Raw genomic sequence first — 15345 nt, forward strand, 5'->3', positions numbered from 1 at the left:
GCTTGAGTTAAATATTAGTTAAAAACATAGTGATGTGGTCATTTTCAGGGAGCAACCTATGGCCACACCTATTTCACTTCGCACGCTGACGCGTGAATCTATTCTTGAATCTCTTCCACAATTAAATGAAATCCTCGCCAGCTGCGTGAACGGCGGGGCTTCGGTCAGTTTTATGCAGCCGTTTTCGCCGGACACCGGCGAGCGCTTCTGGCAGCGGATGGCGCAAAGCGTCGCCGCCGGCGAGCGGATTGTGCTGGCGGCCGAAAACCAACAACGGCAGATAGTTGGGACCGTCCAGTTGATTATCGACCAGCCGGAAAACCAGACGCACCGCGCCGATGTCGCCAAGCTTTTGGTTCACCAAAATGCGCGCCGACAGGGAGTCGCCGGGTTGCTGATGAGCGAGCTTGAGGCTATTGCACTGGCGTACGGGAAAACGGTACTGGTGCTGGATACCGCCACCGGCAGCGGCGCGGAACGCTTCTATCAGCAGTGTGGCTGGCAAAAAGCGGGGGAAATTCCGCAGTTTGCCTTAATGCCTGATGGGGAAATGACGGGCACCACGCTGTTCTATAAGATCCTCCCGGCGACAGAATAATGCGACGAGGTTTGATCAAAACGGGGTTTCGCCAACCATAAAACCTGATAACTTATTGGACCAATTACTCAGGTTGTATGACTACTCTAAGAGGGAACCCATTGTGAAAACCTTAAACCGTCGTGATTTCCCCGGCGCGCAGTACCCTGAACGTATCATCCAGTTTGGCGAAGGTAACTTCCTGCGCGCGTTTGTTGACTGGCAAATTGACCTGCTTAACGAGCATACTGACCTGAATGCTGGGGTGGTCATCGTCCGACCCATCGCCAGCGATTTCCCGCCGTCGCTGAGCACTCAGGACGGCCTCTACACCACAATTATTCGCGGACTGAATGAAAAGGGCGAAGCAGTCAGCGATGCGCGTCTTATTCGTTCGGTAAACCGCGAAATTAGCGCCTACGCCGACTATGAGGAATTTCTGCGTCTGGCGCACAATCCGGATATCCGCTTTGTCTTCTCCAACACCACCGAGGCGGGTATCAGCTACCATGCCGGGGACCATTTTGACGATGCCCCGGCGGTGAGCTATCCGGCGAAACTGACCCGGCTGCTATATGAGCGTTTCAGCCATTTTGCCGGCGCCGCTGATAAAGGCTGGGTTATCATCCCTTGTGAACTCATTGATTATAACGGCGAGGCGCTGCGTGAACTGGTGCTGCGCTATGCGCATGAATGGGCGCTGCCGGCAGCTTTCTCCGCCTGGCTTGCAGAGGCGAACACCTTCTGTTCGACGCTGGTGGACCGTATCGTTACCGGCTATCCGCTCGATGAAGCGGAGCAGATTGAAACGCAGCTTGGCTATAAAGACGCCTTTCTTGATACCGCTGAGCACTTTTACCTGTTCGTGATCCAGGGACCGAAATCGCTTGCCGCCGAACTGCGCCTCGATAAATTACCGCTCAACGTGCTGATTGTTGACGATATCAAACCCTATAAAGAACGGAAGGTAGCGATTCTTAACGGCGCGCATACCGCGCTGGTGCCGGTAGCCTGGCAGGCAGGCCTGGATACCGTCGGTGAAGCGATGAACGACGCGGAAGTCTGCTCATTTGTCGAAAAAGCGATATATCAGGAGATTATCCCGGTTCTCGATCTGCCGCGCGATGAGCTGGAATCATTCGCCAGCGCGGTAACAGGACGCTTCCGCAATCCCTATATCAAACACCAACTCTTATCCATCGCCCTCAATGGCATGACGAAGTTCCGTACACGTATCCTGCCGCAGCTGCTGGCAGGGCAGAAGCAAAGCGGTAAATTGCCACCGCGCCTGACTTTCGCGCTGGCGGCATTGATCGCCTTCTACCGCGGAGAGCGTAACGGTGAAGTCTACCCGGTTCAGGACGACGCGGAGTGGATCGCTCGCTTTCAGACGCTGTGGGCACAGCATCGCGACGGCCAGCTTGCAACGCGGGACCTGGTAACGTCGGTGTTGTCGGTAGAATCGCACTGGCAGCAGGATCTGACGCAGGTGCCAGGACTGACGGCGCAGGTAACGGCCGATCTGGATGCTATCTTACGTGACGGCATGCGCAGCGCCGTAAAACCGCTGTGCTAACACGCCAACTGAAGCGACCCGGCATGTAGCCGGGTTAATTTCTGTCATTAGTTACAACATTCTGGTTGTTATTAGCAGTAAGCCGTTGCAGTAACATCGTACCGGCATCGCTTCGCAGCGGGGAAAGGGATGAAATGTGCACTCGGCGCTTGAAGTCATTTTCAGAAAGCAAAATAATGACTTAACGATGACGTTTAGCGTGCGGAGATCCCATCAATGAATATCGACATACGTGAACCTACTGACCGGGATTACAGCGCCTGGCGAGCGTTATGGGAGGGGTACACGCAGTTCTATAATAGCCCGCAGCCGGACACCGTCACCGAACATACCTGGCGGCGTCTGCTGGATCCGCAGTCTCCGGTAATAGGCCGGGTAGCCGTGGTTGATGGTGAGGTACTGGGGTTTGCTATTTGCGTTCTGCACGAAGGCACCTGGGTGACGATGCCTATCTGTTATCTGGAAGATCTGTTTGTCGCGCCAAAAGCTCGCGGACGGGGAGTCGCGAGAACGCTGATTCAAACCCTGCAGGCTGAAGGTAAAATTCAGGGATGGTCGCGGCTGTACTGGCACACCCGTCACGATAATCCTGCCCGCCGTCTGTATGATGAATTTATCCCTGCGGACGATTATGTTCGATATCTGATGAAGCTCTAGCTGTGCGACACAGGAGAAGCAACATGGAAAAACGAATCGAAACTACCGTTAATCTGATTATGTTTCTGTCGTTACTGGCCACCGCCTGGGATCTTTCGCTGGTTCACGACTTCCCCTGGTGACATGCAGCGGCGCCGTCGGGCGCCGCTGGTACCGAACCTATTTGAGGTAATCCGCCATATACTCTTCGATCATTTCGCTGAAGCTGTGGTTAGCGCTAAACCCAAGACGCTGAGCATAGCGCGTGTCGAAATCGCCGGGCCACGAATTGACAATGCGTTCAATGGCGGCATCGGGCGTGAAGGTGATACGCTGCGCGACTTCACTGCCGGCAACCTGGCGCAACGCCACGATCATCTGTTCGACGCTGACCGACAGCCCGCAGAGATTAATCACCCGACCGTCCGTCAACTGTGTTTCAGCCAGTTCGTGGCCGTGAATTAAAGCCTTAATTGCGTTACGGGGCGACAACAGCCACAGACGTGTATCCGCCGTGACCGGGCAAACGGCGGATTCTCCATTAAGTGGCTCGCGGATAATACCGCTGGCAAAACTCGATGCCGCCTGATTGGGCCTCCCCGGGCGCACGACGATGGTGGGCATGCGCAGGCTTCTGCCATTAAGCCAACCGCGACGGCTGTAATCCGCCAGTAACAGATCGCAAATGGCTTTTTGCGTGCCGTAAGAACTTTGCGGCAACCATACCTGTGAATCACTGACTTTTTCCGGTAAGTCGCCGCCGAAAACCGCCACCGAGCTGGTGGTCACCAGTTTGACGTTCTTCGGCAACTGACGCAGATGCTCCAGCAGTTGACGGAAGGCATCAACGTTGATTTTCATCCCCAGCTCGAAGTCTTGTTCAGCCTGGCTTGAAACGATGGCGGCTAAATGGAAGACGCTATCGACCTGCGCTGGAATCGCGCTACGTAACCATTCGCTATCGCTGATGTCGCCGGTTAATACCTGTAAACGGCTATCGTCGATCCCCTGTAACGCCACGCGGTCGATAGCGATCAGTCTACCGATTTCTTGCGTTTCGCCCTGCGGGCCGCTCAACGAACCGCGCTGAAGCAGCGCCTTGACCAGTTGGGTGCCGAGAAATCCGGCGGCGCCGGTGACGGCAATCGTTAATGTATTATTCATGGTGATTTTCTCAATATTATTAATGGTTAACCATACGGGCAGGAATACGGAATATCGCAGCAGCGCCGATAAAAAGCGTCGCGGAGATGATTAAGGTGCCGGTTAGCGTCGAATGGGTCATATCGGTGAGCAGGCCCATAATCCACGGCGCGACAAAGCCGGCAAGGTTGCCAAAGGAGTTGATTACCGCGATACCGACCGCGGCGGAAGCGCCGCCAAGGAAGGCCGTCGGCAGGCTCCAGAAGAGTGGTAGGGTGCTCAATCCGCCGGCGGCGCCAATTGTTAACCCGATCATCGCTATCACCAGATCGTGGCTGAACAGCGCCGCAATAATCATGCCCATGCCGCTCATGACCGCGATGGCGGCGAGATGCCAGCGACGTTCTCTGCGTTTATCGGCGCTGCGCGAAGCGGCAATCATGGTGACTATCGCTGCGGCATAAGGAATAGCGGTTAACAATCCGACTTTCAGCACATCGCCTTCACCGGCGTTATGAATCAGCGTTGGCATCCAGAAACTGACGGTATAGAACCCGGCAATCAGGCAGAAATAGATAAAAGTTAGTAACCAAACCTTCGGATTCCTCAATACAGCCAGCATTGAACCATGCTGTTCGGTCTTATGGCTGCCATCGCTGCGCAGTCGCGCCTTGAGCAACGCTTTTTCGTCATCTGACAGCCATTTCGCCTGAGAAATGCGGTCGGTCAGCAGAAATATCACCAGCACGCCAATCAGCAGAGATGGCGCGCCTTCAATAATGTACAACCATTTCCAGCCGGCGAGACCGCCGTACTCATGAAAATGGCCCATAATCCAGCCGGAGAGCGGAGCGCCGAGGATCCCGGAAAGCGGTACGGCGGTAGCGAAGAGGGCGAACATCCGCCCGCGGCGATAGCTGGGGAACCAGAAGGAAAGATACAAAATTACCCCGGGATAAAAGCCTGATTCCGCTACGCCTAAAAAGAAGCGCACGGTATAAAACTCCAGCGGCGTACGCACGAATGCCGTCAGCGGCGCGATGAGCGCCCAGGAAATAAGTAAACCGCCAAGCAAACGTCTGGCGCCAAAGCGATGAAGGATCATATTGCTGGGAATTTCAAAAAAGAAAAAACCGATGAAAAATATACCCGCGCCGATACCGTAAACGGTGTCGGAAAATGCCAGATCGCTCGACATTTGTAATTTAGCGATACTGACGTTAACCCGATCAAGATAGGCCAGAATATAGCAAATCATTAATAATGGCAGCGTGCGGCGGACAACTTTCTTCCACACTAACTCTTCATTTATGGCAGGCGCAGCGCCCTCCAGGCTCAACGCAGAGTGGTTTGACATAGTTCTATCTCCAAAAAATGAGCGCGCATCGGCGCTCACTGAGGCATTGATATTATGTAGGTTTTAGTTATTTAACCAGGCCTGCGCCCAGTGCAGTCCGGCTTGCGTTCCGGCGCGAGGACTATATTCCGCGGCGACGTAACCATCATATTTTTCCTGCTCGAGTACGGCGAAAATCCATTGATAATCTACTTCGCCGTCAATCGGCTCCTGGCGCGCCGGTACAGATGCAATCTGGATATGGCCGATATACTCTTTATAGTTTTTCAATAAATAAGTTAGATTGCCATCGACCTGCTGGGCGTGGAAAATATCAAGCTGCAGTCGAATATTGTCGCGGTCCGCCTGGCGAATATATTCCATCGCCTGGTATTGGCTGGAAAATAAATAACCCGGACGGGTGGCGGGCGATAAACCTTCAAGCAAAATAGTGATGTTATGCGCTTTGGCTCGATCCGCCGCGTAGCGTACGTTGTCAATAAACGTGTCCGCACAGTGCTGCCGGTCGAATCCTTCGGTGACCCCCGCCATAACATGTATCGCCGGGCACTGCAGAGCCGCAGCATAATGAATGGCTAAATCAATGGCTTTGCGGGCTTCCTCTTCACGGCCAGGTAAAGCCGATAATCCCCATTCGCCGCGTGCGGTATCGCCTGCCGGAGTATTAATGCCGATAAGCTTGAGGTGATGTTTCTCTAATTCGCGGGCGACGGTCTCTACGGGATATTCGTAAGGGAACCACATCTCAACGGCATTAAAACCGGCCCTGGCCGCCAGGAAGAAGCGCTCCAGAGGCGGATTTTCGCCGAATAACATCGATAAATTGGCAGCTAGTTTCAACATTATTGCATTCCTCGAAGCACAGTCAGTTGTTGATGATCGAGATAGTTCACCGGGCTGTTTTTTAACGTGAAGAACAGGCGGGCGGACGCTTCCATTTCTTCCAGATTGTCGGCGGCATCGCGTAGCGATTTACCCACCACCACCGGACCATGATTAGCCAGCAAAAAAGCCTTATGCTGCGTGGCGCGTTCACCGAGCCATTGGCCAATCTGCGGATCGCCAGGGCGGAAATAGGGGACCAGCGGTATTTCACCGACCCGCATGACCACATACGGCGTACAGGCCGGAAGGGTATTCGCCGGATCCAGATCCTGCAGGCAGGATAAGGCCGTCAGGTAATGGCAATGCAGATGGACGACGGCGCGGCACTGCGGATTGTTGCGGTACAGCGCGAGATGAAAACTCACCTCTTTTGAGGGTTTTAACCCTGAGAGCAGTTCACCGTTCAGGTTCACGTGCGACAATTCTTCGGCGTTAAGCTCGCCAAGACAGGAGCCCGTCGGGGTAGCCAGAATCGTGCCGTCAGCAAGCTGGACGGAAAGATTGCCCGCCGAACCGGTTGCATAGCCGCGATTAAAGAAAGAGCGTGCGATAGCCACCATCTGTTGGCGTAGGGATGACTCGTTCATGCGCAAACCTCCGCGGACTGCGCGCGAGCAAAGAAATTGTCATCGCCAAAATTGCCGGATTTGAGCAGCAGGAAAAGCGGTCGGGAATCTGCCTTGATCCACGGAACGCCGGGTGAGACCGCGGCGCCAATAGCGAAATGGCTAATATCCAGCGCTTGCGTTACCGCGCCGGAGGTTTCTCCACCAGCGACGATGAACCGGCTCACGCCTTGCTGCGCGAGTTGTTTTGCCAACAGAGAAAACAGCGCCTCAACCATCAACCGACTTGGCTCGGCGCCATAGCGCTGCTGGATGTTGTGCAGCTCGGCGACCGAAGTGGTGGCGTAAACCATTGGCGCCATGACCGCATCAGACTGCTGGTACAGCCATTCAACGATCTGGCCGCAATACTCATCAAGCGTCCAACGTTTATCAAGCAAACCTGCAACATCCACGGACAGCGCTGGCGCCAGTTGGCGGTATTTTTCTACCTGCGCCTGCGTTCTGATAGAACAGGAGCCGGATAATACTACCGTGGTGGCTGCTGACGTGGTGACGTGAAAGGGAAGGGACGTCGCCGTGGCGTTGGCCCAGCTACGCGCGAGACCGGCAGCTAAACCGGAACCCCCGGTAACCAGCTTCATATCGTGCAGCGCTTGTCCCTGAATTTGCAGGTGTTTATCGTTTATTGCGTCCAGCGCGATATAACGATAACCCGAGGCGGATAAAGTTTGGATCTCGTCGCGCACGGCTGCCTCGCCGGACTCCAGAATCTGCACATTGATAAGAGCGCATGTGCCGCGAGACTGGCGTTCCATCAAACGGCGTAGATCGCTGTCATCCATGGGGTTGACCGGATGGTTGCGCATACCGGATTCCTGTAACAGGCGGTCTTCAACGAATAAATGACCCTGATACACCGTACGACCGTTAATGGGCAACGCCGGGGAGATAACCGTGGTTGCGACGCCTAGCGCATCCATTAAGGCATCGGTTACCGGCCCGATATTGCCCTTGATCGTGCTATCGAAGGTGGAGCAGTACTTAAAATAAAAGCGATCGCACCCCTGTTGTTGCAACCAGTGCAACGCATTCAGTGACAGTGTCACAGATTCTTCGGCTGATACAGAACGTGATTTCAGACTCACGACTAATGCGCGAGCATCACCCTGGTAATCTTCCCCGGGGACACCGCTAAACAGGCTGGTCGCTATTCCGTTGTTGGCCAGAAAACTGGCGATATCCGTCGCGCCGGTAAAATCATCGGCAATTATGCCTGCTCTCATATCCTGTCCTCTTCATACAGCGAGTGTTAATTTACGGTACTATCTGTTGTTAAATGTTAATATCAATGATTGATGTGATGAATACAGCGATCTGTATCACAATAAATAACATTTATTATCTATTTTTCACACCGTGTGACGCTGTCAATCCGATGTACAGCCTAATGTGATGTGATAAAATGTGAAAATATGAGATAACGAGACACCATCAGGAGAAACCGATGCTGCCGTTGGAAAGACAAGAGAAGATACTGGAAATTATTAAAGATAAGGGGGTCGTCAGCGTCGTCGAACTGGTCGAGGCGCTGGGCGTGTCGCATATGACTATCCGGCGCGATATTCAGCGCCTGGAGCAGCTTAACGTGCTGGCCAGCGTATCAGGGGGCGTGGCCCTGCCGCAACGAACCCGCCTGCTGAACGAACCTTCGCATCGCGATAAAACGCTGATGTTCCCCCAGGAAAAGGAGGCTATTGGTCTGGCGGCGCTTAAGCACATTCCCGCCAACAGTACCGTCTATCTGGATGCCGGGACCACGACGCTCGCGCTGGCCGAAAACCTGGTTGAGCGTCAGGACTTGCTGATCATCACCAATGATTTTGCCATTGCCAATTTGATGATTGAACGCGGGCAATGTGAATTGATCCATACCGGCGGACGCTTATGCCGTGAGAATCAGTCGACCGTTGGCCACCTGACGGCGAAAATGCTGGAAAACCTGTTTATCGATGTCGCGTTTATTTCGGCGTCATCATGGAATTTGCGCGGACTGTCGACGCCCAACGAAAATAAAGCCATCGTGAAACAGACCGTGGCGAAGGTAAGTGAAAAATGTATCCTGCTAAGCGACTCATCAAAATATGGAAAAATGGCGAATTACCTGATCCTGCCGCTCAGCGAGCTTGATGTCATCATCAGCGATGACCGGCTGAGCGGCAGTGTGGTAAATCAGCTGAATGCGCTTAACGTTGACGTCGAACTGGCGACTACGCGTTAGCCAGGCGTCGCGCGACAATAAACAGTCGCGGGAACAATAACAGCACTTTTCCGTTACACTGTAACGGATAGTGTTGTTGCAACAGCGTCAGATAACGCTCTAAAAACACGTTCTTTTCTGCTTCATCAAGATGTTGCAAATACGGACGCAGACCGGTCGCCTGCAGCCAATCAACGATAGCCTGGTGTGACTCCAGAGGGTGATAATAGGTGGTGCGCCAGATATCCACCTCGCAGCCGCTGTTGGTCAGCATGTCGTAATACTGCTGGACGCTGGGGAGCGGCTGTCGGCCGCTATCTGGAAATCCCAGCTCTTCCGCTACCTGGCGCATCAGGGTATGAGAGGGCTCTTGCCAGTTATCCGGCATCTGCACGGCCAGCACCCCATTATTGGCTAACTGTCTGACCAGTCGCGGGAAAAGCGTTTGATGTTCAGTGAGCCATTGCAAAGAGGCGTTGGCATAGATCACATCTGCGGGCTCAGATGGCTGCCAGTCTTCTATATTTGCGGTGATAAACTCACAATCGGGAAGCGCTTGCGCCGCCTGTGCCAGCATGGCGGCGGAATTATCAACGCCAATAATTCGCGCTTCAGGCCATGCTGCACGCAGTAAGGCCGTGCTATTGCCTGGACCGCAGCCCAGATCCACGGCCAGCTTGACCGGCTGTTGCGCAATACGCGCCGTTAACTCAGACGCCGGTCGGGTGCGCTCATCAGCAAATTTCAGATACAGCGAGGGATTCCAGTCTGCCATAGATAACCTCAAGTGAACTATCCGAGTCTATCAGCATAGAGGACACGCTGCGGTTGTGAAGCTGTTTTTTAGTGACGTCGTCACTTTTTCGAGGCGAAGGGTGCGGCGTTCATCACACCGATAGCAGGGTTTCTTCGTTACACTGGCTGCGCATATATAACAGGGATGAATGAAATAATGGCCTTAACCATCAGGGTATTACTGGAAAATCGCCTTGCGGCGCACGCCGATCCGGCGTTGACAGCCAAAGCCGGACTTAGCCTTCTCCTTGAAGATGAAACCAGCAAAGTGCTATTTGATACCGGGCCGGACGGTAGTTTTCTCAAGAATGCGCAGCGGATGGGAATCTCACTGGATGACCTGACGGCGACGGTATTATCACACGGCCATTACGATCATTGCGGCGGCGTCCCCTGGCTGCCGGAAGAGAGTCGAATTATCTGTCATCCACGGCTTGCCGAACCGCGCTATGCCGCTATCAGTGTTGGCAGGCATGTCCGCAAAATCAAAAAACTTTCGCTTGAGCTCGACTATTCCCGCTTTCGCATGGAATGCTACCGGCAGCCGTTTGCTCTCAGCGAACGGATGTTGTGGTCGGGCGAGATCGTGGTAAACCGTCCGCAATCCTTTGGCGTTTTAGCCAGCTCGCCGCTAACGCCTGATTATATCGTCGATGAAGGCGTCCTGATTTATCTCTCTGACCATGGGCTGGTCATCATCTGCGGCTGCGGACATCGCGGCGTAGAGAATATCGTGCGGCATTGTCAGAATATCACCGGCATTGAGCGGGTCCACGCGTTGATCGGTGGGCTACACCTGCGCGCCGCATCCGTCGCCAGGGTCTGGCAGGTCCGAAGTTATTTACAGCAGCTGCAGGTGGAGAAAATTTTGGCCTGCCACTGTACCGGCGCTTGGGGAAAACTGTGGCTCGCCGGCGCACAGGCGCCGGCTACAGGGGATATTTTGCAGCTAGCTTAATAAGGATCAGTCGGCATCTTTGAGCATTTCGGCGCGCCGGGCAGTGGCATAGACGAATTCCAGCATCGGTTCAAGGTCTGTATCATGACCGGCCTGGATAATTTTACCGCGTAGCCATTCGATTTCGCTGGTGATATCCGGGTGAAAGATGTTGTTGTCCTGCGCTTTACGCAACCATTTGAGAAGAAAGTTATTTTTTCCTCTCGCTCCACCCGATTTTTTCGTTTTTACGTGGATTTTCAGCGCGACCAGAATGCAGTAGTAAAAATGGACTCGCTGGTTGAAACTTTGATGCATGTCGGTATTTCCCGCCAGGGTAAGCCGCTCGCCGCGGCAGGCGACGAGTCGAATGGAGCCAGGTCACGGGGGGATCGTTTTGTTGACGACCTCTATCACTGCACCCGTACCGCCCGGCATCCAGGACTGGATGCTTGCGGAATGGTGGCACGGATATTAAAGCGTCGTCAATTATTGATTAAATTGTTACCAGTATCATGATTAATTGGCATACATCATACGTTCGACCTGGTCTGTTGCAGACGAACCCGAAGCAGCAGGATAAACGCCATGGCGACTACCACCGCCGCCAGTAGGTACAGCGTATCGAGCGCATAATAACCCGCCACCCAGCCGGCCACCGGGCCGGTCAAACCCAGTGCCAAATCGAGAAAGGCTGAATAGGTACCCAGCGCCGTGCCCTGGTTTTGTTCTTCTACCTGTTTCACCGCCTCGACGCCCAGCGCCGGAAAGACCAGCGAGAAACCAGAACCGGTGAGGAATGCGCCAATACCAGCGACCCACGCCGACGGCGCCTGCCAGATAATCAATAATCCAAGACACTCCACTACGAAGCAGACAAGCGACACCGGCACGCCGCCGTAGCGGGTAATGGTGTTGCCAAGGATCAGGCGTATACAAATAAAACCGATACTGAAAAGAGAGAGGGTGAAGGCCGCGCCCTGCCAGTGGTGAGCCGAAAAATAGAGGGTGATAAAGGTGGCAATGACGCCAAAACCTACCGTACCCAGCGCCAGCCCCAGGCCATACGGCCAGATTCTGCGAACCACCACATGAAACGGCGCTCTCACTCCGGCAGTCACGCTGACATCCAGGCGGGTGCGGGCAAAGAGCAGGCCAATTAGCGCAACCAGCACTACCACTACGGCAAAACCGCTGATGCCAAAATAACTATTGAGCATCACCCCCAGCGGCGCGCCGACGGCCATTGCCACGTAGGTCGCGACGCCATTCCATGAAATCACCCGTGAGGTATGAATCGCGCCAACGGTTTTAATGCCCCATAACGTTGCCCCGGTGGCGGTGAAGCTCTCTCCCACGCCGAGGAAAATCCGGCCAATCAACAGGGCGCTGACGGCGAGAAGCGGTATAGTTTGCAACATCACCGCCGCGAGGGTGAAAAGTCCGCTTAGCATGCAGCAGATGATGCCGAGGCTAACGACCTTTTTTGGCCCCCAGATATCGGTATAGCGGCCAGCATGCGGTCGACTTACTAGCGTTGAAATGTACTGCAGGCTGATAACGACCCCGGCGATTAGCGTACTGTACCCGAGCTGGTAGTGGATGTAGCCGGGAAGCACCGCCAGCGGCAGGCCGATGGAGAGATAGCAGATACAGGTGAAGACAACGATGGAAATAATTCGCAGGTTAAGCTGAGTGGTGCTGACAGAAGTAGTCATAACGCTAAGTGTTTAAAACGAAAGGGAGGATAAGCATAGCGCAAGCGCGGCGACTCCGGCGAGCGGACGAGCATTTTATGCCAACGCTCGGTTCATTTATTGGCAAACTGACCGATAATATAGCTATACAGGTGATAAATGACGCCCATATTATTTCTTAGAGTGATGCCTGAGTTTGAAAGGGAAATGGATGAGTGGCCAGTCTCAGCACGGAGCATGGCAATCTATTCGCTTCCTGGAGGTCATCTCGATGAAAAAATTACTTATATTGCTCATTGTTTTTGCAGCATCCGCCTGTTCCGGTGGTTCATCATCCTCTTCAGGGATGTCCCCCGGTCAGGGCTTTGATTCGCAGGCCTGCATGAACGACACCATTGACGCTAACAGCGCCTGCGGTCATTCGGTCGCGCCACAATTTAATTGATATGAGACAGCCTGATGGAGGAACACGCCTCACATCAGGCCGCCGACTATTTTAACGGGCAAAGCGCTTCGAACCGATCACGCAGAAAATGATGCCAAGCGTGACGACGACCATCAACGGGCTCACTGCTTCATGAAGGAGCAGTGCCGCCAGCGACAGACCAAAAAAGGGCTGCAATAGCTGGAGTTGACCGACCGCCGCAATACCGCCGATTGCCAGTCCTCGGTACCAGAAGATAAAACCGATCAGCATACTGAACAACGAGACATAGGCCAGCGCCGTCCATGCAGACGTACTGATACCCCTGAGACTGACGGGAAGCGTTAAGCCACAGGCTATCAACATCAGGGGTAGGGACAGGAGCAGCGCCCAACAAATGACCGCCAGCCCGCCAAGCTCTCGGGTGAGGCGCGCCCCCTCGGCATAACCCAATCCGCAGACCACTACCGCCGCCAGCATTAGCAGGTCGCCTGAAACGGACATCCCGGCACTACCGGCCAGCGCGAAACTGGCCACCAGTACGCTGCCCAGTAACGAGAATCCCCAAAAGGCAGGGCGCGGTCTCTCACCGCCGCGGATCACCGCGAAAACCGCCGTCGCCAGCGGCAATAAACCAATAAAAACAATTGAGTGTGCGGATGTCACCCGCTGCAGTGCCAGCGCCGTCAGCAGCGGAAAACCGATGACCACGCCGCCGGCAACCAGCGCCAGTGAACGCCATTGTCCCGCCTGCGGGCGCGGCAGGCGTAAAACCCAGATCACGCCCAGCGCAAGCACCCCGGCAATCGCCCCACGACAGAAAGTCAGGAAAAACGGATCGAATTCCTGCACGGCGATGCGGGTGGCGGGTAGCGAGCCGCTAAAAATAGCGACGCCGATAAAGCCGTTTATCCAGCCGGATAGGGAAGTGGAAGCGCGACGGTTGTGCACGTGTGACCTCTTTGTAGTAATCGTTAAGGTGGTTGACCGGGTCGATAGTAGGTCGCACAATCCATGACAATCAAATAATTGTCATGGATACAATGACGATGAAAAACCGCTATAAATCTCTGGTTGATCGCTATGCGGCAGAAATCCGCAGCGGTGCGCTGGCGGCTGGCAGCCAACTGCCGACCCATCGGCAATTGGTCGTTGAACACGGAATTTCTCTGGCTACCGCGACGCGGGTCTACAGTGAACTGGCGTTAATGGGGCTGGTCAGCGGCGAAACGGGACGCGGCACCTTTGTGCGTGAACTGAGCTTGCCGCCGGGACTGGGTGTCGATCAGCACGCCATTGCCCCGGATATGATCGATCTTAATTTCAACTCTCCGGCGTTGCCGGAACAAACCGTTCTCCTGCGCGAGGCATTAAAAAAGCTTTCTGGCGCGGGCGATCTGGAGGCGTTGTTACGCTATCAACCGCACGCCGGACGCATGAGCGAACGGGAAATAGTGGCCCAGCATCTTAACAGACAGGGTATGGCGGCCAGCGCCGGGCAGGTCGCTATCGTTAACGGCGCTCAGCATGGGCTGGCGGTCACGCTCGGCGGCCTGCTGCGTCCCGGCGACGTGGTTGCGGCAGATGCATTGACCTATCCGGGATTTCGCGCCCTCGCCAGGCTCTATCAACTCGAACTGGTTGCTATCCCGCACACAGCGCAAGGGCCGGATCTCGACTTGCTTCGTAACCTTTGTGAAAAACGGCGGGTAAAAGCGATTTACACCATGCCGACGCTGCATAACCCTCTCGGCTGGGTAATGAATCTGGCGCAGCGTAGCCAACTGGTTGATATTGCCCGCCAGTTCGATTTATTCATTATTGAGGATGCCGCCTATGCGTGGTTGATCGAGAACGCGCCGCCGCCGCTGATGTCTCTGGCGCCTGAGCGTACGGTCTATGTGTGCGGCTTTTCAAAAAACATCGCCACCGGTTTACGGGTTGGCATGGTGGTATGCCGAGAAGCGCTAATGCCGGCGATAGAGCGGACGATCCGCGCCACCAGCTGGAATACGCCGGCCTTAACGACGGCGCTGGTCTGCGGCTGGATCCAGGATGGGACGCTGGCCCGGCTCGAAACCATAATGCGCGCAGATGCGCGGCGGCGGCAGGCGATCGCCCGTCAGGCGCTGGCGGGTTTACCAATTATCGGCAATGAAAATGCCTGGTTTCTTTGGCTGCCGTTGGGCGAGGACATCCGCGCCGAGCGCGTCGTGAAACAGCTGCTGACCATGAATATCGCTATTTCCACTGCCGAACCGTACAGCGTCGGGCGCGATGTGCCGCACGCTTTGCGTCTGGCGCTGGCGTCGCCGAGTCTCGATAAACTGAGCGCCGCGCTGAAGATAATGCGGCCCGTTATCGAGTACGGCGTTTAACGACCGTGCGCTTCTGACAACCATCCTTCGTCGCTAACCGAAGTATCCTCTGGTTGGTGCTTTTACTCTTTGCTCAGGTGTGGCGGCTTGCTCGTCGCATCGTGCTAATACATA

16 protein-coding genes are annotated in these 15345 nt (G+C 54.7%); 7 read left to right on the top strand and 9 right to left on the bottom strand.

All coding sequences use genetic code 11. The features are described from left to right. Positions 1-58: 58 nt before the first annotated feature. The 3 genes from ABLV17_RS22300 to ABLV17_RS22310 all read left to right on the top strand — a co-directional run bounded on the left by ABLV17_RS22300 (position 59) and on the right by ABLV17_RS22310 (position 2810). A complete protein-coding gene (locus ABLV17_RS22300; protein ID WP_308957958.1) occupies positions 59-598 on the top strand; it encodes a GNAT family N-acetyltransferase in 540 nt (179 codons plus the stop codon). 103 nt (positions 599-701) lie between these two features. After that, the gene (locus ABLV17_RS22305) at positions 702-2153 is read left to right on the top strand and encodes a tagaturonate reductase (RefSeq protein WP_348854631.1); all 1452 of its coding nucleotides are present in this window, start codon (positions 702-704) and stop codon (positions 2151-2153) included. A 216-nt stretch (positions 2154-2369) separates the two neighbouring features. Further along, positions 2370-2810, top strand: coding sequence for a GNAT family N-acetyltransferase (locus tag ABLV17_RS22310; protein ID WP_348854633.1), 441 nt, complete (start codon positions 2370-2372; stop codon positions 2808-2810). A gap of 159 nt (positions 2811-2969) precedes the next feature. On the opposite strand, the gene denD is transcribed toward ABLV17_RS22310, so the two are convergent. The 5 genes from denD to otnK form a co-directional block, all read right to left on the bottom strand. Then, a complete protein-coding gene (denD, locus tag ABLV17_RS22315) occupies positions 2970-3953 on the bottom strand; it encodes a D-erythronate dehydrogenase (protein WP_348854634.1) in 984 nt (327 codons plus the stop codon). A gap of 19 nt (positions 3954-3972) precedes the next feature. Further along, the gene (locus ABLV17_RS22320; protein WP_348854635.1) at positions 3973-5289 is read right to left on the bottom strand and encodes an MFS transporter; all 1317 of its coding nucleotides are present in this window, start codon (positions 5287-5289) and stop codon (positions 3973-3975) included. A 63-nt stretch (positions 5290-5352) separates the two neighbouring features. Then, complete coding sequence (otnI, locus tag ABLV17_RS22325; protein ID WP_113373428.1) at positions 5353-6132, bottom strand: 2-oxo-tetronate isomerase; 780 nt, start codon at positions 6130-6132, stop codon at positions 5353-5355. After that, positions 6132-6761, bottom strand: coding sequence for an aldolase (locus tag ABLV17_RS22330; protein WP_348854636.1), 630 nt, complete (start codon positions 6759-6761; stop codon positions 6132-6134). The genes otnI and ABLV17_RS22330 overlap by 1 nt, the downstream gene beginning before the upstream one ends. Further along, positions 6758-8026, bottom strand: a complete 1269-nt coding sequence (gene otnK / locus ABLV17_RS22335; RefSeq protein WP_348854638.1) for a 3-oxo-tetronate kinase — start codon at positions 8024-8026, stop codon at positions 6758-6760. The genes ABLV17_RS22330 and otnK overlap by 4 nt, the downstream gene beginning before the upstream one ends. 221 nt (positions 8027-8247) lie before the next feature. On the opposite strand from otnK, the gene ABLV17_RS22340 reads away from it, so the two are divergent. Then, positions 8248-9021, top strand: coding sequence for a DeoR/GlpR family DNA-binding transcription regulator (locus ABLV17_RS22340; protein WP_015705335.1), 774 nt, complete (start codon positions 8248-8250; stop codon positions 9019-9021). Here the strand turns inward: ABLV17_RS22340 and tam are convergent. Then, entirely contained in the window at positions 9011-9775 is a 765-nt protein-coding gene (tam, locus tag ABLV17_RS22345) for a trans-aconitate 2-methyltransferase (protein WP_348854639.1), read from the bottom strand. The genes ABLV17_RS22340 and tam overlap by 11 nt on opposite strands. A 177-nt stretch (positions 9776-9952) precedes the next feature. Between tam and ABLV17_RS22350 the strand changes: the two genes are divergently transcribed. Beyond that, a complete protein-coding gene (locus tag ABLV17_RS22350; RefSeq protein WP_348854640.1) occupies positions 9953-10753 on the top strand; it encodes an MBL fold metallo-hydrolase in 801 nt (266 codons plus the stop codon). 6 nt (positions 10754-10759) lie between these two features. Here ABLV17_RS22350 and ABLV17_RS22355 read toward each other — a convergent pair whose 3' ends face one another. Both ABLV17_RS22355 and ABLV17_RS22360 read right to left on the bottom strand, forming a co-directional pair. Further along, positions 10760-11050 carry a hypothetical protein gene (locus ABLV17_RS22355; RefSeq protein WP_015366702.1) on the bottom strand — a complete coding sequence of 97 codons (291 nt, stop codon included), beginning with the start codon at positions 11048-11050 and terminating at the stop codon, positions 10760-10762. A 215-nt stretch (positions 11051-11265) separates the two neighbouring features. Beyond that, positions 11266-12450 carry an MFS transporter gene (locus ABLV17_RS22360; protein WP_348854641.1) on the bottom strand — a complete coding sequence of 395 codons (1185 nt, stop codon included), beginning with the start codon at positions 12448-12450 and terminating at the stop codon, positions 11266-11268. Positions 12451-12700: 250 nt separating this feature from the next. Here ABLV17_RS22360 and ABLV17_RS22365 point away from each other — a divergent pair, with 250 nt between their 5' ends. Next, positions 12701-12874, top strand: coding sequence for a hypothetical protein (locus tag ABLV17_RS22365; protein WP_213316030.1), 174 nt, complete (start codon positions 12701-12703; stop codon positions 12872-12874). A gap of 51 nt (positions 12875-12925) precedes the next feature. On the opposite strand, the gene ABLV17_RS22370 is transcribed toward ABLV17_RS22365, so the two are convergent. Continuing rightward, positions 12926-13804, bottom strand: coding sequence for a DMT family transporter (locus ABLV17_RS22370; protein WP_348854642.1), 879 nt, complete (start codon positions 13802-13804; stop codon positions 12926-12928). 98 nt (positions 13805-13902) lie between these two features. Between ABLV17_RS22370 and ABLV17_RS22375 the strand changes: the two genes are divergently transcribed. Beyond that, complete coding sequence (locus ABLV17_RS22375) at positions 13903-15231, top strand: PLP-dependent aminotransferase family protein (RefSeq protein ID WP_348854784.1); 1329 nt, start codon at positions 13903-13905, stop codon at positions 15229-15231. The last annotated feature ends 114 nt before the right edge of the window (positions 15232-15345 follow it).

Origin of the sequence: Klebsiella sp. CN_Kp091 (genome assembly GCF_040065095.1) — a bacterium.
Taxonomy (GTDB): Bacteria; Pseudomonadota; Gammaproteobacteria; order Enterobacterales; family Enterobacteriaceae; genus Klebsiella; species Klebsiella aerogenes.